Origin of the sequence: Levilactobacillus yonginensis (assembly GCF_003946265.1) — a bacterium.
In the GTDB taxonomy this organism is placed as follows: Bacteria; Bacillota; Bacilli; order Lactobacillales; family Lactobacillaceae; genus Levilactobacillus; species Levilactobacillus yonginensis.
The window spans coordinates 62,070-85,436 of record NZ_RHNO01000002.1; the positions used below are offsets into that span (position 1 = coordinate 62,070).

Below are 23,367 nucleotides of genomic sequence, written 5' to 3' on the forward strand. Positions count from 1 at the left end.
GGGAAATCAAAATGGATATCAAAGCAACGGTTTTAGCAATTTTAAGTGACTTAACGGGGAACGATGTTAGCGGGGCAATGGACGACAACCTGTTTGATAGTGGGTTAATGGACTCCATGGGTTCAGTTCAACTGTTATTACAATTACAAAGTGAATTAGGTGTCAACGTGCCAGTTTCTGAATTTGAGCGGTCAGAGTGGGACACGCCCAACAAAATCGTTGCGAAAGTCGAAAGCCTTGCCTAGCCAATGGCAAAGCGACTTCTACGGATCTTTGGTCCGTTAATTCTCGCGGCTGTTCTAGTTTTTGCGGTACTGGCAATGCCAGTCAAGTTAGGTTTTAGCCACGTTAGCAAGTCGCACGAGCGGCAGGCAGCGGTCTCGCTGTCGCCCAACGTTCTGCGGGGAAAGCACATTAAGGAGGAAGCTTTGAAGGATGGGTTTGTCCCGTTCTTTGGGTCCTCTGAATGGTCCCGGTTCGATCCGATGCATCCTTCGGTCCTAGCACAGAAATATCACCGGGATTACCGGCCATTTCTGTTAGGTGCCCGGGGGTCACAATCTTTGACGCAGTACTTTGTGATGCAAAACATCCAAGGACAATTGCGGAATAAGAAAGCGGTCTTTGTGATTTCGCCTCAATGGTTTGTGAAGAGCGGAACGCGAAAGGATGCTTTTGGATTCTACTACTCACAATTGCAGACGGCTGAATGGCTGACGCATTTCCGTAGCGACGCGATTGACCAATACGCGGCCCAACGGTTGCTGCAGATGCCTGCTGCCCAATCGGACCACTTTATTTACGCGGCGCTCCAACGGGTTGCTAGTGGGAAGAAGTTAACGGATTACCAGCGCTTCTACCTGCAGACGCGTAAGAATATGCTGACGCAAGAAGACCAATTCTTCTCCGGCATCGACTTGCCATCGCAAAACTTGAAGAAGGTTAACCAGCAAGCCCAGAAGTTACCCACTCATTACTCTTACTCGGCGCTGGATGCCTTGGGAGGCCGGTTAGGGAAAGCGGCAACGAACGATAACCGGTTCGGTATTAGCAACAAGTTTTATCATCAAGGTTTGAAGAAAGAATTGAAACACGGGAAGTTGAAGGACTTCCAAAAGAATTTGTCTTACACGAAGTCACCAGAATTTGCGGACTTCCAGCTGTGCTTGGATCAGTTTGCGCGTCTGAACACCAACGTGTTGTTTATTATTCCACCAGTCAACGCGAAGTGGCAGAAGTACACGGGGCTTTCGGCAAGCATGCTCAAGCAATTTGATGAAAAGATTCATTACCAACTTCAGTCGCAAGGGTTTAACAACATTGTCGACTTGAGCGACAAGGGGAACGTGCCATACTTTATGACTGACACGATTCACTTGGGCTGGCGCGGTTGGCTGGCCGTCGATCAACGGGTCAATCCGTTCTTGACGAAGCAGCAGGAACAACCAAAATACAGCATCAACGACAAGTTCTACTCGAAGAAGTGGCAACAGTTGGCACCATCAGATTTAAAGCAGTATGAAAATGAAGCAAAATAAAAACGTGGTCGCCAATCGCAAGGTTGGCGACCATTTTTTATTGATGCGATAAAAAAATCGCTATTCCCAAATATAAGGAATAACGACCGTTGTCTTTAGAAATAATAGCGAAAATAAACGCAAAGTTAGTAGTTGTTTCCGAACAAGCTGGCCAAGATAGTGGCAAAGAAGATCCAGTAAAGCACGACACTGGCTACCGCCACGATAAAGTTGATCAACCCAGCGCGGTTCCAAGTCTTTTGAACAGCCTTGAAGGTTGCCACGTCTTGGTAGTCACCCTTTTGCCAAGCCCATTCATTCCCCTTGAAGCCGACTACAAAGATCCACACGATGTTGAAGATGGGGATGAGCATGAGGAGGGGCAGGTAGGTCTTGTTACCAAGTCCCCAGAAAATGTTGTACATAAAGGCGCCCCAGTTCCAGCCCTTGACCTCTTGTGGGACAGTTTTACCGTTCTCTTGCATAAATGTTTTCCTCCCTGGAAAAAACAGCTTTTAGCGTTGGTCAGTTTTGGACGGTTAAATTGCTGCGAAAAGCCCCGATAATAATTAACAAATAAATATTTAGCTAGCTACTTAAAACAGGCTATTTTTATTTTACTATAAATCGGCTTGGAAATGGTGTAATAGTTTCATTTTTTAGCTGACAAGCTGAAAACGCTCAGAAACCAGGGCCTAACTCTGATTATAGTTGATCCGTCAGATTGGGAAAAAAGCCAGGGTTTTAGCGGATTCAACTGCCTTAAAATTAGGCAAATGCTGGGTCTATGGTATAATTGTTTAGACATGGCGTTTAAGAAAGTAGGAAATCAACATGGATCTTGAAAAATTAAAAGCACATCAAAAATATATTCGCAATTTTTCCATTGTGGCCCATATTGACCACGGGAAATCTACGTTAGCGGACCGCATCTTGGAACTGACTGATACCATCTCCAAGCGCGATATGCAAGATCAAGTGTTGGATAACATGGACCTTGAACGTGAACGGGGAATTACCATCAAGCTGAACGCGGTGGAGCTGACCTATCACGCCAAGGACGGCCACGATTACGAATTTCATTTGATCGATACGCCAGGACACGTCGACTTCTCCTATGAGGTCTCACGGAGCCTGGCAGCGTGTGAGGGGGCCGTACTGGTCGTCGACGCTGCGCAGGGGGTTGAAGCCCAAACGTTAGCAAACGTTTATTTAGCATTGGATGACAACCTGGAAATTGTGCCGGTCGTCAACAAGATCGACTTACCAGCGGCTGATCCGGAGAAGGTCAAGAAAGAAATCGAAGACGTCATTGGGCTCGATGCTTCTGACGCTGTCTTGGCGAGTGCTAAGCAGGGTATCGGGATCGAAGAGCTCCTGGAACAAGTTGTGGCTAAGGTGCCGGCACCAGCTGGTGATTTAGACGCACCCTTGAAGGCGTTGGTCTTTGACTCCGTCTACGATGATTATCGGGGAGTTGTGTTGAGCATTCGGGTCTTTGAAGGGACCGTTCAACCAGGCGATAAGATTCGGTTGATGAACAGTGGGAGTGAATACGAGGTTACTGAGGTGGGGGTTAACTCGCCGAAGCCAATCTCCCGGGATAACTTGATTGCTGGGGACGTGGGTTACATCACGGCCAGTATCAAAGATATCACGGATACCCGAGTGGGTGATACGGTGACGAACGCTGCTATGCCCGCTGATAAGGCGTTGCCAGGTTACCGGGAAATGAGTCCCATGGTTTATGCCGGACTTTACCCAACTGACAATGCTAAGCTGAATGACTTGCGGGAAGCGCTGGAAAAATTAAAACTGAACGATGCTGCGTTGGAATTTGAACCAGAATCTTCACAGGCGTTGGGCTTTGGGTTCCGGTGTGGGTTCTTGGGGATGTTGCACATGGATGTTATCCAGGAACGACTGGAACGGGAGTTTAACCTTGATTTGATCACCACGGCACCATCCGTTACGTATCACGCGTACCTGACGGATGGGACGATGAAGGAAGTCGAAAACCCAGCAGAAATGCCAGAGGCTTCTTCCATCAAGAGTGTTGAGGAACCCATCGTTAAGGCCACGATTATGGCACCTAACGATTACGTTGGGGCAGTCATGGAACTTTGCCAACATCGTCGCGGTCAGTTCCTGACGATGGAGTATTTGGATGATTACCGGGTCAACATTATCTACAACATGCCACTGTCCGAAATCATCTTTGATTTCTTTGATAAGTTAAAGTCCAGCACGCGGGGCTACGCCTCATTGGACTACGAAATGAACGGCTATCAAGCTGCGGACTTAGTGAAGATCGATATTCTGTTGAACGGCGACAAGGTTGATGCGTTGAGTTTCATTGCGCATAGAACCTTCGCCCCACAACGGGGTCGGGAAATTGCGTCTCGCTTGAAGAAGATTATTCCACGGCAAAACTTTGAAATTCCCGTGCAGGCGGCCATTGGGGCGAAGATTATTGCCCGGACGACCATCAAGGCCTACCGGAAGGACGTGACTGCCAAGTTGTACGGTGGTGACCGAACCCGGCGGATGAAGTTGCTTGAAAAGCAAAAGGTTGGTAAGAAACGGATGAAGGCCGTGGGGAAAGTTGATATTCCTCAAGAAGCGTTCATGGCCGTTCTGAAGACTGATGAAGACGAAAGCGACTAGAAAAAGTTGGTTTGGTTTGTTCTTATGATGATATAAAAACAAGTGAAAGCAGGGTTAGCCATCGAACTATTTTCGATGGCTAACCCTGTTTTTTTGACTATTGTTTATAATGTTGATTACCATTTTTAAACAACTAATTTTGAAATAATATGCCTTTAGTTGTACTGTACTGCAGCATCGAGCCTGCGACGATTACATAAATAAAGAATTGCTGTTAAAGGAACAACAAGCAGCATCACTGGGTAAAAGAACCTGAGTGGGAAAATAGTAGGCAGAATTCCACCAATGATGGGGCCAAGAGACATCCCAATATCAATTCCCAAATAGTAAGTGGCGTTAGCAAGGCCTTGTTCTTTCATGGGTGCTAGTAAGAGGGCCGTTGATTGGGAAACAGAAACCATAACGCCAAAGCCGACTGCCACTAGTCCCGCTGCCAAGATCATTTCGAAGTTGTTTTGCATGATGGTTAATAGGATGATGTAACCAATTGTGGCAATGATGCAGATAGAAAACCAAATGCCAAACGAAATCGTATCAAAATAATTTTTTAATAGAATCCGAATAACAATCAAAGCGAGTGAGTAACATAAAAAGAAGAGACTCACGGTAATGTTCAAATGTCTTTCTTGAACGTACATAACAATATCAGCTTGGGTCACAAAATAGGGAATAGACAACAGCGAAAAAATCAGTGCTACAGGTAATGCGTCTCGTTGAATAATCTTAAAGTGGTGATCCTTTAACGTAACTGAAGGTTCTGCCCGATTGTGGATGAATTGAATGGTAACAACCATCGCAAGTGAACTCAAAGCCGCCAGCACGATAACGAATTTGTATCCGAGACGTTGATAGATGCTAATTGCTAGAGCGGGCGCAATCGCCATGGCAAGCGCGTTTAATAAATAGAAAAAACTACCAAGGAATTTTTACCTTGGTAGTCTTTTTGATATTGGGAGAGTTTTTAACACATAATATGGACTCCCTAAAATGAATTATTTGTCGCTGATCTTTGAAGCAATTAAGTTCTCTTAAAAATCAAAAATCTTGATACGAGAATTTAGGATAATGCTTTTGGCCCATTTTTTTAGCAACTTTTTTGCTCCGGTAGTAATGGGCACTGACCCAAATACCAGCGCCCTCAGCGACAGTAAACACTTTATGTTTGCCAAACTTGTGTAAATTATAATACTCACCATCACCGGCAGATTGTTGCCAACCATATTCATGAATCCAGCGATAACCGGCAAGCTTACCAGTTTGGGTGGCCGTCCAATATTTTACGGTTTTCATAGCCTTTTTGTTATAGTAGATTTTATGTTTTTTGTATTTACGCAGGTTCTTGTTACTCATATGTAGTTTATAAATTTTCTTTTTGCCATAACCAAAGTTAGTATAAGTGTACCAAGTCCCACGCATCCCCTTGGGCAGCTTACTATATGAATAGCCCGCTTTATGAGCTGATGCGGTCGTGGTTAATGCGCCGACTGCGAAAAAACAGACGAGCGCAATTAAAAATAATTTCAATGCTTTTTTCATTATTAGTATTCCTTTCTTGTGTGCAACAAAAGTTAAATTCCTTTTGGTAAGCCTTGTAATGGATGGTTGAAATAGTTGTTATAAACGTGCTTGCTAACCTTAGTAACATTACTGGACCGTAACTCATGGTTGTAGAAGTGTAAATGGTGATGAGCCAATCGCTTAATTTTGACAGTGACGTTTTGATGGTAAGCAACGATTCGGGTGTGGAACCGATAGATTTTGCCAGATTGCTGAATATTTTTAATAGTTCCGCCGTTGATACCAGCCTGGGGGGCACCCAAATATAAGTGATGCTTGGTTATTTTTACGACATCACCCTTACCGATGTAGTAGCCACGCATGCTGACGGGCGTGCTCTTGCGTGTTTTCGCATTGGCGTTAGTTGCTGGCAGCGAAACACTTAAGATTAAGCCAGTTAATATGGCAATCGTGATGATCATAACTTTTTTCAATTTGTAGAACTCCTAACTTGTTAATAAAAAATTGAGTGACTTATTACTTAAGTTCACTAGCAGCAGTCAATGTGTATGTACTATTTTCGTAGCCAACTGGTGTTGTAATGTTTCTTAACAACCCATTGATAACCATGCACCGTTCTCAATTTAGAGGACTTAAGGGTCCAGCTCAAATTTGCCGTATTGGCGACACGAATTTTAGTGCCTTTTTTGAGGTGTTTCTTGGCATGAGTCTTCCAGGTCACAGGATTTATTTGGTAGGCAGTGACAGCTTTTTTGACATGCATTGTACGAGTCTTGTACCAATAAGAAGAGTAATAGCCTGGTAAACTAGCAGATGCTGAAGTAGCAGCTGTTGAGGTTAAAAGCAACGTCAGGCCAACCAGTAACCACGATTTAGTTCTTTTCATAGGTTCCTCCATAACTCTAAGCAATAAAGTGAAAGTGGGGATGTTTTCGCGGAAACTTACTTGACACCCTTAGGCAGGCCATGGAAGGGGTTACCGTTGTAGCTCCGGTAAGTGTGGTGGCTGACCTTAGTGACGTTACTGCTAAACAGGAATACTTTCTTGTGATTGTAGAAGTGAAGGTGATGGTGTGAGCGCTTTTGAAATTTAATAGTAATGGCTTCCTTGTCCATTTCACTGATAGCATGAATACGGTAAGTCTTGCCAGTACGGTGGATACTCTTAATTTTTTGTGGAAGTTGGCCTGCTTGAGGTGCTCCCAAAATAACTTGGTGGGCAGAGAATTGAACGAGGTCGCCCTTGCCAATATAATACCCTCGTAAGCTCTTCGGTGTTGTCTTGTACGTCTTTGCACTGGCATTAACGGTCGGCAAGGTGGCGCCTAACGTTAAACTGGCCAGTAGCGTGGCTGTGATCGTCATAAATTTGTTCAAAGTGAACAGCTCCTATCCTGAAAATAATTGTCGTCTTTAACCGGAGAAATTCACTTTCTATCTCGTGGTCAGCGATTATGTATTCAGTTTACTATTCGAAAGTACGATAGTAAATGCACCTTTTAACCAAATGGGTCTAACTGTTAGGTTATTAGATGCTCATTACTCGTAACTGCTTAGTTTATAAAACATTTTTTCATACGGACTGTTCGTGGAAGGGTCTGACCAGTAAACGTGCTAAGCTACCAGTATCGAACTGTGAAAAGACGCACAAAATTTCTTTTTGGGGGAATAATCATGGCGGAGTTTATGTTTAAAAACGGGGTTGGGGCCTTTGTCCGACGATTGAATGAGGTCCTGGATTATCTAAAGCCCACTGAGATTTCATTGGTAGAAGAGCTGCTTCGTGTGGCAGTGGAACCGGAGCAACCGGTAACAATGGGAGAACTTCAGCAGCAATTAGGCGTGACCTCAGCAGATCTGGCAATGAGCTTTCGTGAGTTGGTGGCCTGGGACTTAATTGCCTGGGTACCAACTGGTGCGGTCAAAGCTGCGGGTTAAGCGGAGTTGACTGCCTTTTGTCGCACGTTTCGACTATATACGTTTTGGAACACAAAAAGGGTCTGAGACTTTTGTCCCAGACCCTTCCTACGTTTAGTTTAACTGATACCCATAATGCCGACGCCACCGACGCCCATGCCAACGATGGCAAAGCAGATACCGATAATGATGACCCACTTGTGGGTCGTTTCGGTCTTAGCTTTGTGTGCTTGGCTCATCAGAAAGATGCCAACGGCAAGTAGAAAAATACCATTAATAATGTATTGATAGTAGCTCATGACTAATTCCTCCTAAGTCGTTCGTTGTTGTGGTTAGTTGGATGCTCGCGCGGGTTAGGGTGACGTAGTGATTATTCTCGCTCGGCGTCTTCGGCTAATTCCAGCCAAATGGTGAGCGGTGAGGGGATGTAGTCCGGCCAGGCCTCCATCTTTTTGGCGCAACGGGAGAGTAACGTACTCTGCCCATCCACGGCCAAGTCTTCGAAAACACTTAACGCCTGCGCGTTATCCTCAAGGTCGGCCATCAACGTGGGAACGTTGTGCCGCCATTCTTCGACCAGGTCTTGGTAAATGACGATGCGTCGGGCTTGGCTGATCGTGTATTCAACACCCTCATCGTGAAGGTGCTTAACAAATCGGTCGTACTCATTGAAAACGGCCAGCTGGGCCCGTTGCCAATCTGTTTTTTCAAATTCCTTTTCTTTCATCTTCGTCGACCTCTTTGTTTCGTTAGAATAACATCTTAAAGCGTGGATAAATCTTGAACGTTATCGATTAAGAAATCGTATCAATTAATAGTATATCATTTTCATCGCTAATAGTAAGCGGATTCTTTACAGAAAAACGGGTGGCAAAGTTACGGCAACTTAAAACGAGGTTAGGAATTTCCGCCCAACCTCGTTTTTAAGTTAATGTTGTTATTTTTCCCAACCACACAATTTGTAATGATGTTGCTTGGCCCATTTAAGCGAGACGCGTTTTAATTTCTTTGCATGATTCAGACCGCGACAGTGCTTGTCGTAGTGGTACTTCTTTCCGTGATTCGGGGCAATCCAGATTTTCTGCGTTTTGGCTTCTGCAGTTGAGGTTGGTGCGGCCAGCGGTTGGGCGGCGCCACCCAATGTAAAAGTGATGGCCAGTAACATGGCGGCCTTGCGTACTGTTTTCATAAGTCTCCTCCTAGGAATAAATCAGCTTTTTACGTCATCAGGACTTGGACAAATCGATTAGCTAGCTTGACTATAACCGGTGCTGTAGTCAATTTTGTAGCCAGACTCAACGTTGAAAATGTAGACATTGAAATGGATGGCATTGGAGCCAATGGACTGGGCCCGCATTTGAACCCCTCGGGCAACCAGTTCCTGTCCCTTGAAGATCGGGGTCACGGCGTAACGGACGTAGTTGTGACGGCTCTGCTTGAGGTAGGTGGCAACGTCCATCTCGTTGTGCAACATGGCTGGATTGTTGAGTGACCGGGTCCCAGTCATCAGGTTTTTCAGATTATTATTTTGACCCGTAAACTGATACCCAATTAAATGGCTTCGATTGTAGAGCCAGCCATGACTCGTACGTTTATTGTGCCAACCAGTCGGATCGACTGTCAGGGGTTCTCGCTTGGCAGTGGGCATGAGCGATTGGTTTAAGAGGGCTTCGGCTCCGGTAACCCGGTTGAGGTCATCCAATTGGTGGTACGTTTGCCAGGCGCCTGACTTGGTGGCTAGTTGCTTTTTACTGAAACCAGGATTATTTTGATTGATTGTAACTTCTTGTTCCCCCTGGTAAGTGCGGTCAGCCAATTTCTGCTTAGTTGCTGTTTTCTTTTTAGTGGGTGTCTTTGATGGCTTTTTGGTGGTTTTATTAGTGGCCCGCCGGTGATCCAGCTTCACTTGGGCAGCGTCTAAGCGCTTCTTTTCCGCTGAGTTGGCCCTTTCCAGTTTGACCGCTTGCTTTTCGGGTGTGTGGTTATAAACGGTCTTGGTTTTGGCAGTATCACTAGAATTTGAACAGCCACCCAACCCGAGCAGTAAGAGACTAACGGCAATCCATAAAAACTGTTTTTTCTTCATTTATCGTAGCGCCTTTCTATAACCGGCAGCCTGAGCCGCCGCTTCCGACTTGAAGTAGACGGCATTGGCACTGTTCATGTGGTAACCAGCTTGATCAGGAGTATGGTAGATTTTCGAATTTTTGTTACCGACAATGGTCCCAGCCTTGTCAGTTTCCAAGTCACCCTTGGGTTTGGCCCGACTAGTCTGTGTGGCATGACTGGTGGCAGTGCTACTACTTGCCGCAGCCTTGGATGCTGCTCGGCGACTAGCCTGGGCAGCACTGCTGGCCTTGTCAGCTTTGGCAGTTGAGGCGGAGGATGCTGCTTCTTTAGAAGAACTATCAGCTTCATCCAGAGCTAAAATAGCGGTGGCCTGTTTACTAGAGGAGGCTGCCAGCTTGCGCGATTCTGCTTTGGCCTTGGCTAAGCGGTGCGTGCCGATGGCAATGGTCTTCGTCTTGGGTGCCGGGTTAGCCGTAGCCAAACTCCCCAGTGCCCCAAAGACTAGTAGACAAGCAAAGACACTCCCCAGAATTTTACGTTTACGTGGCCCCTTGAAGGCCCAATAGGTTTCGGCGCCCCATAGAAGCAGCCAGAATATGGTAAAGATAACAATCACTCCCATTTAATATGTACGCCCCGACAATTCCCGGTTTAGTGTGAGTTAGTCAAAAGTAGCGAAGGGGCTTCTCTAAGTTTATGGGGTTTGCCCGTAGAATTCAACGAAAAAAAGAATAATTTCTTAAAGATTTGGGGACTGAACAAAAAAACCAGGCATTTTTACGTACCGGTCTTCACTACTAATAAAAGGGGTGCCACTAACGGTTCATTTGAATCTTTTTACCGTTTGGATTTGGCCATCAGAATGTCAAAGTTGAAAAAAGGTTGAGAAAAAGTTCTCAACCTTGCTTTATCTATCTATTGCTGAAACGGGAAACGATTCATTATTTTTGCAGGTCGTCACGTTTGAGCAGTGTGACGATTTCTTTTAAGTATTTCTCTTCATTGGTTGGTTCCGGTTCGACCGGTTCTTCATCTGCTTTGGTAGGGGCGACCTTGTTTAAACCCTTGACCAGGATGAAGACGACGAAGGCAATAATCAGAAAGTTAATGATGGAATTGATAAACGCACCGTACTTGAAATGGGCGTCGCCAACGGTGAAGACGAGATTGGAGAAGTCGATGCTACCAACGAATAGCCCAATGAGGGGGTTAATTAGGTTATTGACTAAGGACTTGACGATGGCCGTGAAGGCAGCCCCAACAATAACCCCAACGGCTAGATCCATGACGTTACCACGGGCAATGAACTCTTTGAATTCCTTTAACAAAATAAATGTCCTCCCATATGAAATTTTCTTTAACTTCCATTCTTAACGATTCCGGGTGAAATTGCAACAGAAATGCTGGGGCTAGTTTTTCAAGTTATCCAGCGAATTGGGCGGAAATTGCGTAGCAGCTATGTTATAATGTAAGTGGTTTCACAAACGATAACGGATAGCTGAAAGTTGGTTTCAGAGTTCACATAAAAGTCCTGGCAGCGTGGACTTTTTGCTTGCAATCCTCGCCGAAATCAACTATTATCAATTATTGATACATTTTAATGGGTTTGGGCAACCGAAGAGGCCTTAAAATGTTTTGAGAACCGAGTAGATTGTCATTTAGGAGGTGATTACCATGCTGAGTCGAACCAAGGAGTTTTTACGGCAACATAACTATCGTTACGAAAAGTCGTATATTCGGCCACTGATGGCGCCAGAGAGCGTCTACGTCTTTAAATTCGGTCAAGATTCGCTCAATAACCGGGTAATCATTCGTTATGGTCACACCTGGACCGGGCGTCAGCGAATCAACGAGATTGATTTGCGACTGCATAAGCAAAAGCATCCACGGGTGTTTCAAAATGAAGCGGATATGTTAGACTATTTAGAAGTCAACTTGGCGAAGCGTGAACAACGCAATGCCAAACATCCCAACGATGCCGAGAAAGTCTAAGGCTGTTCCATCAATTATTTAATGTTTAGCGGTGAGCTGGTGACAATGTTTGGTTGTTACTAGCTCTTTTTTTAATATTTTTTAAAACTATAGGAGGAAATCTATCCATGCAGTGGACTGAAGTCAGCGTTTTGACGACTAACGAGGCCGTTGAAGCGGTCAGCAATATCTTACAGGAAGCCGGTGCCAGTGGCGTTAAAATTGACGACGCTCTAGACTTTGCCAACCTCAAGCCAGGCAAATATGGCGAAATTGTCGACTTAACGACGATTCCCCACAGAACGACTGGTGCTGAGATTACGGCGTACTATCCAGAAACGGTGTTCGTTCCAGAAATTTTGCCAACGATTCGGCAACGTGTTCAGGAACTTGCTAAGTTTGGGCTGGATGCAACACCCGGAAAAGTTACGAGTCAGGCCGTTGACGATGAAAGCTGGGCCACAGCCTGGCAAAAATACTACCATCCAGTTCGGGTGACCCGCTACCTGACGGTTAGTCCTAGCTGGGAAAATTATCAACCAGTTCAAGACGGTGAACACGTGATTCGCTTGGACCCTGGCATGGCGTTTGGAACGGGGACCCATCCAACGACGCGGTTATCCATGACAGCGTTGGAAATGGTCGTCCGCGGGGGCGAATCCATGTACGACGTTGGGACCGGTTCTGGCGTCCTGAGTATTGCCGCCAAATACATGGGTGTCGACAAGATTACGGCATTTGATTTAGATGACGTGGCCGTTCGTTCAGCCAAGACTAATTTGGACTTGAATCCCGTGGCTAAGGACATTGTTGCCAAACCCAACGACCTTTTAAAGGGCATTCATCAGCCAGTTGATCTGGTGGTCGCCAACATTTTGGCAGAAATCATCCTGCCATTGGTACCACAAGCCTGGGAAAACCTCAATGAGGGGGGCTACTTTCTGACGTCTGGTATCATTGCGGACAAACTAGATGAAGTGGTGGCTGCACAGGTCAAGCAAGGCTTTATTATTGATAACGTGTTACAAATGAAGGATTGGCGTGGCGTCATTGCCCACAAACCGACGGAGGATGAATAGGCATGCAACGGTATTTTCTTGAAGATGCCCACCAAGATCAGGATGTCTTAACATTACCAACGGATATTGCCCATCACTGGGTGACCGTTTTGCGGGCACAGACGGGGGCCGTAGCGGAGTTTGTCGACCAGACGGCTCATTTGTTCCATGGTGAGTTGCAGACGCTGACTGGGGATGAAGCGACGGTCAAATTGACGGCTGTGGCGACACCAGCAGTGGAGTTGCCCGTGACGGTCACGATTGCCTGTGGCTTACCTAAGCAGGAGAAGGCCGAGTGGATCACGCAGAAGGCCACTGAATTAGGTGTTGATCGCATTATTTTCTTCGGCGGTGACTGGTCAGTGGCTAAGTGGCAGCCCAACAAAGTGGCCAAAAAGTTAGCTCGCTTAACCAAAATCGCGCACGGTGCGGCTGAACAATCACACCGGTTACGACGACCAATGGTGAGCTACGCGCCTAACTTGCGGGTGGTGTTCGAAGCAGCACCGGCGGATGTGCGGTTATTAGCCTATGAAGAATCGGCTAAACAGGGTGAACAAAGCGCGTTGAATCAGCAGTTACAGGCGTTAAAACCACAACAAAGTCTCCTAGCCATCTTTGGCCCCGAGGGCGGAATCAGTCCTGCCGAAGTTCAACTGGCACAGGAAAATCAAGCAATATTAGCGGGGTTAGGTCCGCGGATATTACGAACAGAGACAGCACCGTTATATTTGCTATCAGCGGTTTCAGTGGTTATGGAACTACAGTAACCAAGACAACAAGGTGAAATCTCCCCTGAAACATGCTAAAATAGTTGCAATTATTAAGAGAGATGGGTGAGTTGGATGGCGTTTTTAGAACGCATTGGGTGGCGGTATTGGGTCGTTGCCTTAATTATGGGATTGGGGTTACCAGCATTAGCGATGGGAATCGGTTTGAGTCCCGTCTGGCGGTTTGGGGGCCTGCTGGTCATCATCAATGGCTGTTTAGCAATCGTGCTGGGGCGCGATATCTATCGGCGCACACAACCGGGCTGGTGGCTATTGATTTGGCCCGTGATCTATTTGTTGGGAGCCGTTTGGTTTCTACCAAAGTACACACGGTATTTTGCAATTGTTTATCTTTGTCTGTCCTATCTCGCGTATGGATTGACGCAAAACAAGATTGAAAAGGAATCATAATTTAAAAAAACTAAGGGTGGTGGCGTCCAATGACCAAAGAACGCGTCTGGACGGCTGATGAAGTAATTGCCAGAGTCAATGAATATATGAATGCTGAACACGTTGAAATGGTGGTGCAAGCCTGTCATTTTGCGACGATTGCCCACAAAGATCAACACCGCCAATCTGGCGAGCCTTATATTATGCATCCGATTCAGGTTGCGGGTATTCTGGCAGACTTGAACATGGACCCAGAAACAGTTTCCGCCGGTTTTCTCCACGATATTGTAGAGGACACCGGGGCTACTCTGAGTGATGTTCGAGAACTTTTTGGCGACGACGTGGCTTTGATCGTTGATGGCGTCACGAAGCTTGGTAAGATCAAGTATAAGTCGAACAGGGAACAATTGGCTGAAAACCACCGGAAACTTTTGCTCGCAATGTCCAAGGACATTCGGGTGATGATCGTGAAGCTGGCTGACCGACTGCACAACATGCGGACCCTGGAGCATTTGCGTCCCGACAAGCAACGGCGAATTGCCAATGAAACTTTGGAAATTTACGCACCACTGGCTGATCGGTTGGGGATTAGTACCATCAAGTGGGAACTGGAAGATATTTCGCTGCGGTACCTAAATCCACAGCAATACTACCGCATTGTCCACCTGATGAATTCTCGTCGTGATCAACGGGAAGAATACATTGCGGCGGCCATCAAGGTTATTCAGGAGTCGATTAGTGACTTGAAGATCACGCCTGATATTTATGGTCGGCCTAAGCATATTTACTCTGTTTACCGGAAAATGAAGGATCAACACAAACAATTCAGCCAAATCTATGATCTCCTGGCTATCCGGGTAATCGTCGATACCATTAAGGACTGTTACGCTGTGTTGGGGGCGATTCACTCACAGTGGAAGCCAATGCCTGGCCGGTTCAAGGATTACATTGCGATGCCTAAGGCCAACATGTACCAATCCTTGCATACCACCGTTATTGGTCCAGAAGGTAAGCCACTTGAAGTTCAGATTCGGACCAAGGAAATGCACGCGGTCGCTGAATACGGGGTTGCTGCACACTGGGCCTACAAGGAAGGTGTCAAGGACAAGGTTCAAGAGACTAATTCTGGTGACAAGTTGAACCTGTTCAAGCACATTATTGAACTGCAGGAAGATACCGATGACGCGTCCGACTTCATGGATAGTGTTAAAGGTGAACTCTTTGGTGACCACGTATACGCGTTCACGCCAAAGGGCGATGTCTTGGAACTGCCTAAGGGTGCTGGACCACTTGATATGGCTTACGCGATTCACACCGAGGTCGGCCACCATACCACGGGGGCGACTATCAACGGAAAAATCGTGCCGTTGAACTACGAAATTAAGAACGGGGACATCGTGGATATTCGGACATCCTCTAGCTCAGCGGGACCAAGTCGTGACTGGATGAAATTGGTTTCCACGCGGCGCGCGCGCAATAAAATCAAGCAATTCTTCCGGCAAACTGATCGGGAGCAGAACATTGTGGCTGGTCAAGAAACCATTGAGCGCACGATTCGTGAGCTGGGTTATGACCCGAAGCAGTTAATGACCAAAGAAAACATGGACAAGGTCACAGCGAAGCTTCATTATCAACACGGGGATGATCTGCTGGCCGCGGTGGGCTTTGGTGACATTCAGCCACGTGGGGTCGCTAACCGGTTGACTGATGGCATTCGCCAAGCCGAAGAGGTCAAGCGGCGGCGTCAGGAAGAAAAGGAATTACTGGAAGAACACCAGACGCTCAAAAATGATGCTGATACGGATAAAAAAGTTCGTAAGGACAAGGATAAGGACTCCGATGGCGTGGTCATTGAGGGTGTCGATAACTTGCTCATTCGGCTGAGTCACTGTTGTTCACCGGTCCCTGGGGACGATATTGTCGGGTACATTACCAAAGGCCGGGGAGTGTCCGTTCACCGGACGGATTGCCCGAACGTGAAGAATGCTGAGGATAATGGCGAACGTATCGTGGCGGTTCGCTGGGGCAATATGGCCGGCGATAAGACCAATTACAATGCCGATATTGAAGTGCAGGGCTATAACCGTAACGGGTTGTTGAACGATGTCTTACGGACAATTAACAACAATACGAAGTACCTCACCTCCATCAATGGAAAAGTTGACCACAATAAGATGGCCACGATTTCTGTGAGTTTGGGTACGCGGAGCACCCTGGAACTGCAACGGATTTTGGATAATATCAAGAACATTGCGGACGTTTACGTGGTCAAGCGGGCGTTCCACTAGAAGGGCGGTTGACGATGCGAATTCTATTACAACGGGTCAGTGAGGCACAGGTTGCCATTGACGGTGACGTTCACGGTGCCATTCAGCAAGGCTTCTTATTGCTAGTGGGAGCCGAAGACAGTGACACGAGTGAACAAGTAGATTACTTGGTGCATAAGATTAGTAAACTGCGAGTCTTTGAAGATGATGCAGGGAAGATGAATCTGGGTATTTCAGACGTGGGGGGCAGTGTGCTCTCCGTTTCCCAGTTCACATTGTATGCAAATACCAAGAAGGGAAACCGTCCAAGCTTTGTCGCGGCCGGCGACCCTAAGCACGCCAATCAGATGTATGAAGAATTTAATCAAAAATTGGCGGCAACTGGTTTGACCGTTGAGACGGGAGTCTTTGGTGCGGACATGCAAGTGTCTCTGATCAACGATGGCCCCGTCACGATTTGGTTCGACACGGATCAGCCTTAGGTTGTTAGTTGTCATTTTAGCGGATAAACCCAAAGGGGCGAGACGTTGGTCTCACCCCTTTTTGTAGGCTACAACTCGCCAGTAACAGCCCGAAACGGTGCCTGCTGTGGGGACGCTTCAGCCAAAGGGCGGGCTTCTCGCTCGGTTTGAAGCCACGGAGAACATGTGTCTTCAAAGCCGCCCATGACCTAAGCTAGCAAACAACGCTAGCTAACGTCATTTTCACGGCTGGCACCATCTCGGGCTGCCACTGGCTTAGAATGTCGTCACCTGCGAGAAGCGTAGCGGGCAACAGAATTGATTTTGTATTTATGTCGTGCATAACACGTCAACAACGTCAGTGTTATTCAAAAAAATTCTTAATCCGAGGAGGGACTTAGTTTGCGGTATCAACAAATATTTTGGGACTTTGATGGCACGTTGGTCGATACATATCCGGGGATGGTGGCCGCCTTTCATCAGGCATTGGTTGCTTGTCGGGTCAATGATTTTGAAATTGACGACGATGATGTCTATCGAACTATGCGGCAACATAGTTTGGGGACAACTCTGCAACGCTTCTCTGCGGAGTACCAGTTGGATCAGGACCGGTTGACTAAAATTTATCAGCGTAAAGTAGCGCCAATGCTTTCGTCTGCGCAACCTTTCAAAGGGGCTGAAGCTATTCTAGCTAGCATTACCGCTGCTGGTGGGCGTAACTTTTTGCTGACTCACCGGGATGCTCAGGCTTTAGATCGATTGGATGAATTAAACCTAAAACAGTACTTTACGGGCTTTGTGACGGCTTCTGATAATTATCCGCGTAAGCCAGATCCAACCAGCCTGCAAGCGTTGTGTCGGCAATTTGATGTCGACCCACAGGCGGCATTGATGGTAGGTGACCGCACTTTAGATGTTACGGCGGGCCATCGGGCTGGCATGGCCGGTGCGTTATTTGATCTAGACCATTTAATCGTGGCAGATAGCCTACCGGAGCTTCGGACAGCGGAACTGGCCGAACTGCAAGCTTGGTTATTGGCATAGAAAAAGCCTCACGAACAGCTATTCAAAGCGGTTTGTGAGGCTTTTTTTGATAGCTTGCAAAGCGTATCAACAAGTTTTGGTACTGGTAAGTTAGCGTGAATTGGTTGGGTTTCAAAAATCAGGGAATATAGCCATCTGCGATTGTGTTTTAGCACGTTCAATATTTAAGTTATTATACGCATCCATTTACTGGACTAATTGCTACCACGGATTAGTTGAATTGGTTGCTTACTGTGTAAGCCGAGAGGTCGCCAGATATGGGCTCAGGCGCGTCGTTCTGCTTAGTTAGTAGGCGGGTTTCCTGCTGGCTTAGCAGAAGACCAAGCTTGGAGACTCGGGTGGTCTTTCGAGGCTTCAAGTTGTGTTCGCACCGCACCGTACCGGCCCATAGCTGGCGGTCGGCAAGGCGAAAGGACACACTGTGCAGGTCAGGAGCAGAATAGTTAACCGCGAGCTAAGATTTCGTTGACGGCCCCGCCATAAGTTTCACCGAACAGGTTTAGGTGAGCCAAGAGATAATACAGTTGGTAGTGTGGTAATCGTTCGGCGTAACCTTCAGCCAACGGATAGAGTTCTTGGTAACCACGGTAAAAGTCCGCTGAGAAGCCACCAAAAATCGTGGTCATCGCGAGGTCAAATTCACGGTCCCCGTAAAGAACATCGGGATCAATTAAGGTCGGTGTTCCATCGGCCGTGAACAGGTAGTTACCGGACCATAAATCGCCGTGCAAGAGCGAAGGCACAATCTCTCGGTCCTGGTTCTCAGCAATGATATTTTGGCGAACGCGGTCGTAGGCCGTCTGTCGTTGTGGATTCCAGAGCTGATGTTGGGTCGCCCGGTCAACCAGTGGGTCGAGGCGTTGGTTGAGATAAAATGTCGCCCAGTCCGTTTGCCAATGATTACTTTTGGGTAACTTGGCTACCAAATTATCCTGATCAAAGCCAAACTGCTTAGCAGTTACGTGGTGAACGCGAGCAACCATTTGTCCCAGGGCGTACTGACTCCCGTGACCAGTTGCTAGAAATTCTAAAATTAAATAGGCATCGCCGTTAATGACGCCAGTGGCAATGACGTCGGGAACGTTGGCGGCTTGGCTTAACGCCTGTAATCCCGCAATTTCGTGGGCGTAAAATGAAGCTGGGGTTTGGGGTTGAACCAATAAAAAGTAAGGGCCCTCCGGTGAATCAAGCTGAAAGGCCTCGTTGATGTCACCGCCACTGACAGGGGTGGCCGTCAATGGTTGGGGCAACGGTAATTGCTCAAGCCAATTCTGTGCAAGCGTCACGAAAATTCCTTCTTTCTGAATAATTTAGTGCTAATTTAGTTAACCGGCCGCTGAGAAATACTTGCTGAGGCCCGCAACAACACGGTTAGCCACTTGTTCTTGGTACTGGGCACTGCTGATATTGCTGAAATCTTTTTTGGTGTTGATATAACCCATCTCTAACAGGAGAGCGGGCCGACTGTTGTCCCGAATAACTTCAAAATTACCGTACTTCACGCCCCGATTGGTGAGAGGTAAGTCGTTCATCTCGTTGTTGACGTCAGTCGCTAACTCATAGGATGAGTTCCGATGGTAATAGTAGGTGGTGGTGCCAGACCCGAGATTGTCTGAAGGGGCGGAGTCAAAGTGAAAACTGATAAAAGCACTAGCATCGTCGGTGTTGGCCAATGCCGGCCGATCAGCCAGGCTAACTGTCTTGTCGGTTGAGCGCGTCATGATGACATGCGTTCCCCGGGCCCGGAGCTTCTTGGCCACGCGGTTGGCTAGTTGGAGCGTATAGGTCTTCTCTTCATGCTTCTGACCAATAGCGAGGGCTCCTGAGTCGCTACCACCGTGACCAGGGTCGAGGACGATGGTTGCTTCAGACAAGTTGGTGACCCGTTTAAGACTTCCGGGATGATCAACCAGCCAGCTGGCAACCCAGCCGAAATGATTCTGACTATCCCGCACGTGATACCAATTATCTTTTTCGCCTAAAATTGTTAAGCGGGTATTTTTTTTGACCTTGTGAGTGACCTTATAGGTCAGTCCCGGACCGTCCCGAAGGTTAAGATTGGTGAGGGTCGCGGTGACTGAATTATGGTGGGTGAAGGCCAGCAACAAACCGCCGGCCACTAAGAGAATGGCGAGACTGGTAATCAGTCCCGTCCAGTTTTTAGGTTTAAAGTGCATACTGTGTCTCCTTATTCAAATTAGGTTTCATTATACCACGATTACTTTCAGCACCTGAAGATTCTGTGAGAAAAGGGGTTGACTTTTCAGGAGATTTTAATTATGCTTAACGAGAATTAAATATTTGCCAGTGAGAGAGACCAGTAGGAGAAATCACGTTTGTAGAGAGACCGTGTTGATGGGAACGGTTAACGGTGTGACTCCGAAGACACTTTTGAGGCTAATGACGCTAGTCGTCATTCGTTTGCAACGTTATCCTGCAGAGAATATAAAAGGTGGTACCGTGCATACTTTGCGCCCTTGTCAAAAGACAGGGGCGCTTTTTATTTTCTACAGGCGCAGAAAGGGAGAATGCTCATGCGTTACCAACGACCAAAGGGCACGGCGGACATTTTACCAGGAGATTCAGAAACTTGGCAGTTCGTCGAAGCTACTGCGCGCCAGTTGTTTGCTAACTACCGCTTCGCTGAGATTCGAACACCAATGTTCGAAAACTTCGAAGTCTTCTCACGGACGTCTGGAGATACTTCAGACATCGTGACCAAGGAAATGTACGACTTTAAAGATAAAGGCGATCGGCATTTATCTTTACGGCCAGAAGGAACTGCCGGCGTGGTTCGGGCATTTGTTGAAAACAAATTGTACGGGCCTGAAACCACGAAACCCTACAAGGTCTACTACATGGGACCAATGTTTCGGTATGAGCGTCCGCAATCAGGACGACAACGTCAATTCCATCAAATCGGGGTCGAAGCTTTTGGTAGCGATGCTCCGGAATTAGACGTTGAAGTGATTGCCTTAGGCATGAACTTGTTGTCGAAGTTAGGGTTGACACATTTACGTTTAGCCCTGAACACGCTCGGCGACAAAGCGTCCCGTGATGCTTACCGGCAAGCCTTGATTGACTTTCTCGAACCGCATTTTGACGAATTAAGTGAAGACTCGAAGGTCCGGTTACACAAGAACCCATTGCGGGTACTTGATAGTAAGGATCAGCACGATCAAGAGATCGTGGCTGATGCCCCTTCAATCCTCGACTTCTTAACGCCAGAAGCAACGGCTCACTTTGACCGGGTCAAGGCTAGCTTGGACACTTTGGGAATCGACTACGATGTTGATGCCACGATGGTTCGGGGATTGGATTACTACAATCACACCATCTTCGAAATCATGGCAGACTCACCTGCATTGGGTGAGGGCTACACGACCGTCTTAGCGGGCGGCCGGTACAACGGACTGGTTGAGGAATTGGGTGGACCTGAGATGCCTGGTGTTGGGTTTGGATTAGGAGTGGAACGATTAGTTCTGCTGATGCAAGCAGAAAAGGTTGCCATTCCTGATGTGAATTCGTTAGACGTTTACGTGGTTGGAATTGGTGACGAAACGTCGCTTGAAACACTCAAGTTAGTTCAAGCGATTCGTCGTGCAGGATTGTCTGCCGACCGTGACTACCTGGCTCGTAAGCCTAAAGCACAGTTCAAAACTGCTAACCGCTTGTCGGCAGCCTATACACTGACCATTGGGAATCAAGAATTAGCTAACCAAACGGCTAACTTGAAATCAATGGCCACGGGTGAAGAGGTTAGCGTACCATTAGCCGACATTTATACAAGTTTTCAGGATGTCGTAAATACCCATTTTGCGACAAAATAAAAAAGGTAAGAGGGGATTACAATGGAACAGAACTTGAAACGAACCACTTATGCTGGATTGGTTGATGAAAAATATCTCGACCAAACAGTTGTATTGAAGGGTTGGGTACAAAAGCGTCGTGACCTCGGGAACTTGATCTTTATTGATTTACGTGACCGTGAAGGAATTGTCCAATTAGTATTCAGTGATGAATATGGCAAGGATGCTTTGGCTGTAGCTGATCAACTACGGAGTGAGTACGTCATTGAAATCCAAGGGACTGTCGTTGCCCGTTCTGCCAAGGAAATCAATCCTGACATGAAGACCGGGAAAGTTGAAGTTCGGGTTACAGGCATCAACCTGTTGAACAAGGCCAAGACGCCACCATTCTACATCCAAGATGGTATCAACGTTTCCGACGAAGTACGGTTGAAGTACCGTTACTTAGACTTACGTCGTCCAGAAATGCAAAAGGCTATCAGACTACGTAGCCGGATTCTTCATTCCGTACATAGTTACTTCGATAACAATGGCTTCATTGATATCGAAACGCCTAACCTGACCAAGTCAACGCCTGAAGGTGCTCGGGACTACTTAGTTCCTTCACGGATTTACCCTGGTCACTTCTATGCATTACCTCAATCACCACAATTATTTAAGCAACTATTGATGGGTTCCGGTTTTGACCGTTACTACCAAATCGCACGTTGCTTCCGTGACGAAGACTTGCGTGGTGACCGTCAACCAGAATTTACCCAAATTGACGTTGAAACGTCATTCTTAACTTCTGCAGAAATCCAAGACATGACCGAAGGCTTGATCAAGAAGGTTATGAAGGATGCTCTGGGCGTTGACGTGAAGTTACCATTCGAACGTCTCGACTGGGACGACTCCATGGCTCGCTTCGGTACCGACCAACCCGATGTTCGGTTTGGTATGGAACTGAAAGACTTGACCGACATCATGGGCAAGTCAGAATTCAAGGTCTTTGCTGATGCTGCTACTAACGGTGGTCAAGTTAAGGCAATCGCCGTACCTGGTGGTGCTGACAAGTACAGCCGTAAGGAAATCGACAAGCATGAACAATACATCGAACGTTTCGGTGCTAAGGGCTTAGCTTGGATGAAGGTTACGGATGACGGTTACAGCGGCCCAATCGCTAAGTTCTTTAACGAAGGCGACTGGTCTAAGCAAATCAATGAAAAGACTGGCGCCAAGAGCGGTGACTTGTTACTCTTCGTTGCTGACTCCAAGCGGGTCGTTGCTGCTTCCCTCGGTTACTTGCGTAAGGCAATTGCCAAGGAACAAGACATGATCGACGAAAGCAAATGGGCCTTCTTATGGGTTGTTAACTGGCCATTGTTTGAATACGATGTCGACGCTAAGCGTTGGGTTCCAGCCCATCACCCATTCACGGCACCTGCAATTGGTGACGAACACTTCTTGGACGAAGGCGAAGACCCAACTCAAGCCTACGCACAAAGCTATGACATTATCTTAAACGGTTTGGAATTAGGTGGGGGTTCAATCCGGATCCACTCACACGAACTGCAAATGAAGATGTTGAGAGCCTTAGGCTTTACGCCAGAACGTGCTGACAAGCAATTTGGGTTCTTACTAAATGCCTTGGATTACGGTTTCCCACCTCATGGTGGTATCGCCATTGGGTTGGACCGTTTCGTCCGGCTCTTAGCAAAGCGTGAAAACATTCGTGACGTTATCGCGTTCCCTAAGAACTCTAAGGCAACGGAACCAATGACTAAGGCACCAAGTGAAGTTAGCGAAGAACAATTAGGTGAACTTTACTTAAGAGTTGCTGACCCTGAGAAAACGAAGGAATAAGCTAGCTCTTTAAAAATAACCATGGTTGAATCGTCTTAGCGCGCTTCGACGTTAGTAAAAGAAGAT

General features: G+C 47.0%; 27 protein-coding genes. 13 read left to right on the forward strand and 14 right to left on the reverse strand.

Annotated elements, in window-relative coordinates:
• Positions 1-11: 11 nt before the first annotated feature.
• The gene (dltC, locus tag EKM87_RS01545; protein WP_125681131.1) at positions 12-245 is read left to right on the forward strand and encodes a D-alanine--poly(phosphoribitol) ligase subunit DltC; all 234 of its coding nucleotides are present in this window, start codon (positions 12-14) and stop codon (positions 243-245) included.
• Positions 246-248: 3 nt separating this feature from the next.
• Positions 249-1,538, forward strand: a complete 1,290-nt coding sequence (gene dltD / locus EKM87_RS01550) for a D-alanyl-lipoteichoic acid biosynthesis protein DltD (protein WP_125681133.1) — start codon at positions 249-251, stop codon at positions 1,536-1,538.
• A gap of 125 nt (positions 1,539-1,663) precedes the next feature.
• On the opposite strand, the gene EKM87_RS01555 is transcribed toward dltD, so the two are convergent.
• Positions 1,664-2,002, reverse strand: a complete 339-nt coding sequence (locus EKM87_RS01555) for a ribonuclease G (protein ID WP_125681134.1) — start codon at positions 2,000-2,002, stop codon at positions 1,664-1,666.
• 349 nt (positions 2,003-2,351) lie between these two features.
• On the opposite strand from EKM87_RS01555, the gene lepA reads away from it, so the two are divergent.
• Positions 2,352-4,184: a translation elongation factor 4 gene (gene lepA, locus EKM87_RS01560; RefSeq protein WP_125681136.1), complete on the forward strand. Its 1,833-nt coding sequence runs from the start codon at positions 2,352-2,354 to the stop codon at positions 4,182-4,184.
• Positions 4,185-4,339: 155 nt separating this feature from the next.
• On the opposite strand, the gene EKM87_RS01565 is transcribed toward lepA, so the two are convergent.
• The 5 genes from EKM87_RS01565 to EKM87_RS01585 all read right to left on the reverse strand — a co-directional run bounded on the left by EKM87_RS01565 (position 4,340) and on the right by EKM87_RS01585 (position 7,079).
• Entirely contained in the window at positions 4,340-5,068 is a 729-nt protein-coding gene (locus tag EKM87_RS01565) for an MFS transporter (protein WP_125681138.1), read from the reverse strand.
• Between the two features lie 151 nt (positions 5,069-5,219).
• Positions 5,220-5,720 carry a hypothetical protein gene (locus EKM87_RS01570; protein ID WP_125681140.1) on the reverse strand — a complete coding sequence of 167 codons (501 nt, stop codon included), beginning with the start codon at positions 5,718-5,720 and terminating at the stop codon, positions 5,220-5,222.
• A 32-nt stretch (positions 5,721-5,752) separates the two neighbouring features.
• Positions 5,753-6,175 (reverse strand): hypothetical protein, encoded by a 423-nt coding sequence (locus EKM87_RS01575; RefSeq protein ID WP_125681142.1) that lies wholly within the window; start codon positions 6,173-6,175, stop codon positions 5,753-5,755.
• 80 nt (positions 6,176-6,255) lie between these two features.
• A complete protein-coding gene (locus tag EKM87_RS01580) occupies positions 6,256-6,588 on the reverse strand; it encodes a hypothetical protein (RefSeq protein ID WP_125681144.1) in 333 nt (110 codons plus the stop codon).
• Between the two features lie 56 nt (positions 6,589-6,644).
• On the reverse strand, positions 6,645-7,079 hold the full coding sequence (locus EKM87_RS01585; protein ID WP_164506405.1) for a hypothetical protein: 435 nt from the start codon (positions 7,077-7,079) through the stop codon (positions 6,645-6,647).
• Between the two features lie 297 nt (positions 7,080-7,376).
• On the opposite strand from EKM87_RS01585, the gene EKM87_RS01590 reads away from it, so the two are divergent.
• A complete protein-coding gene (locus EKM87_RS01590; protein WP_125681148.1) occupies positions 7,377-7,640 on the forward strand; it encodes a hypothetical protein in 264 nt (87 codons plus the stop codon).
• Between the two features lie 98 nt (positions 7,641-7,738).
• Here the strand turns inward: EKM87_RS01590 and EKM87_RS01595 are convergent, their stop codons facing one another.
• From EKM87_RS01595 to mscL, 6 genes are all read right to left on the reverse strand, one after another.
• The gene (locus EKM87_RS01595) at positions 7,739-7,918 is read right to left on the reverse strand and encodes a hypothetical protein (protein WP_125681149.1); all 180 of its coding nucleotides are present in this window, start codon (positions 7,916-7,918) and stop codon (positions 7,739-7,741) included.
• 71 nt (positions 7,919-7,989) lie between these two features.
• Positions 7,990-8,346, reverse strand: coding sequence for a hypothetical protein (locus EKM87_RS01600; RefSeq protein WP_125681151.1), 357 nt, complete (start codon positions 8,344-8,346; stop codon positions 7,990-7,992).
• Positions 8,347-8,556: 210 nt separating this feature from the next.
• Positions 8,557-8,808, reverse strand: a complete 252-nt coding sequence (locus tag EKM87_RS01605; protein WP_125681153.1) for a hypothetical protein — start codon at positions 8,806-8,808, stop codon at positions 8,557-8,559.
• Between the two features lie 57 nt (positions 8,809-8,865).
• A complete protein-coding gene (locus EKM87_RS01610; RefSeq protein ID WP_125681155.1) occupies positions 8,866-9,705 on the reverse strand; it encodes a DNA/RNA non-specific endonuclease in 840 nt (279 codons plus the stop codon).
• Positions 9,706-10,311 carry a sunset domain-containing protein gene (locus tag EKM87_RS01615; RefSeq protein ID WP_125681157.1) on the reverse strand — a complete coding sequence of 202 codons (606 nt, stop codon included), beginning with the start codon at positions 10,309-10,311 and terminating at the stop codon, positions 9,706-9,708.
• Between the two features lie 319 nt (positions 10,312-10,630).
• Positions 10,631-11,017 carry a large-conductance mechanosensitive channel protein MscL gene (gene mscL, locus EKM87_RS01620; RefSeq protein WP_125681159.1) on the reverse strand — a complete coding sequence of 129 codons (387 nt, stop codon included), beginning with the start codon at positions 11,015-11,017 and terminating at the stop codon, positions 10,631-10,633.
• Between the two features lie 346 nt (positions 11,018-11,363).
• Here mscL and EKM87_RS01625 point away from each other — a divergent pair, with 346 nt between their 5' ends.
• The 7 genes from EKM87_RS01625 (at position 11,364) to EKM87_RS01655 (ending at position 17,650) form a co-directional block, all read left to right on the forward strand.
• Positions 11,364-11,681: a hypothetical protein gene (locus tag EKM87_RS01625; RefSeq protein WP_125681161.1), complete on the forward strand. Its 318-nt coding sequence runs from the start codon at positions 11,364-11,366 to the stop codon at positions 11,679-11,681.
• Between the two features lie 107 nt (positions 11,682-11,788).
• Positions 11,789-12,739 carry a 50S ribosomal protein L11 methyltransferase gene (gene prmA / locus EKM87_RS01630; protein ID WP_125681163.1) on the forward strand — a complete coding sequence of 317 codons (951 nt, stop codon included), beginning with the start codon at positions 11,789-11,791 and terminating at the stop codon, positions 12,737-12,739.
• Positions 12,740-12,741: 2 nt separating this feature from the next.
• Positions 12,742-13,488, forward strand: coding sequence for a 16S rRNA (uracil(1498)-N(3))-methyltransferase (locus EKM87_RS01635; RefSeq protein ID WP_125681165.1), 747 nt, complete (start codon positions 12,742-12,744; stop codon positions 13,486-13,488).
• A gap of 75 nt (positions 13,489-13,563) precedes the next feature.
• Complete coding sequence (locus tag EKM87_RS01640; RefSeq protein WP_125681167.1) at positions 13,564-13,899, forward strand: hypothetical protein; 336 nt, start codon at positions 13,564-13,566, stop codon at positions 13,897-13,899.
• A 29-nt stretch (positions 13,900-13,928) separates the two neighbouring features.
• Positions 13,929-16,166 carry a RelA/SpoT family protein gene (locus tag EKM87_RS01645; protein ID WP_125681168.1) on the forward strand — a complete coding sequence of 746 codons (2,238 nt, stop codon included), beginning with the start codon at positions 13,929-13,931 and terminating at the stop codon, positions 16,164-16,166.
• 14 nt (positions 16,167-16,180) lie between these two features.
• Positions 16,181-16,627, forward strand: a complete 447-nt coding sequence (gene dtd, locus EKM87_RS01650; protein ID WP_125681170.1) for a D-aminoacyl-tRNA deacylase — start codon at positions 16,181-16,183, stop codon at positions 16,625-16,627.
• Positions 16,628-17,008: 381 nt separating this feature from the next.
• Complete coding sequence (locus tag EKM87_RS01655) at positions 17,009-17,650, forward strand: HAD-IA family hydrolase (RefSeq protein WP_125681172.1); 642 nt, start codon at positions 17,009-17,011, stop codon at positions 17,648-17,650.
• 443 nt (positions 17,651-18,093) lie between these two features.
• Here the strand turns inward: EKM87_RS01655 and EKM87_RS01660 are convergent, their stop codons facing one another.
• Positions 18,094-18,936 carry a fructosamine kinase family protein gene (locus EKM87_RS01660; RefSeq protein WP_125681174.1) on the reverse strand — a complete coding sequence of 281 codons (843 nt, stop codon included), beginning with the start codon at positions 18,934-18,936 and terminating at the stop codon, positions 18,094-18,096.
• A gap of 39 nt (positions 18,937-18,975) precedes the next feature.
• A complete protein-coding gene (locus tag EKM87_RS01665; RefSeq protein WP_125681176.1) occupies positions 18,976-19,827 on the reverse strand; it encodes an N-acetylmuramoyl-L-alanine amidase in 852 nt (283 codons plus the stop codon).
• A gap of 357 nt (positions 19,828-20,184) precedes the next feature.
• Here EKM87_RS01665 and hisS point away from each other — a divergent pair, with 357 nt between their 5' ends.
• Together hisS and aspS are read left to right on the forward strand one after the other, a co-directional pair.
• Positions 20,185-21,480 carry a histidine--tRNA ligase gene (gene hisS, locus EKM87_RS01670; RefSeq protein ID WP_125681178.1) on the forward strand — a complete coding sequence of 432 codons (1,296 nt, stop codon included), beginning with the start codon at positions 20,185-20,187 and terminating at the stop codon, positions 21,478-21,480.
• Between the two features lie 33 nt (positions 21,481-21,513).
• A complete protein-coding gene (gene aspS, locus EKM87_RS01675) occupies positions 21,514-23,301 on the forward strand; it encodes an aspartate--tRNA ligase (RefSeq protein WP_125681391.1) in 1,788 nt (595 codons plus the stop codon).
• Positions 23,302-23,367: the final 66 nt, after the last annotated feature.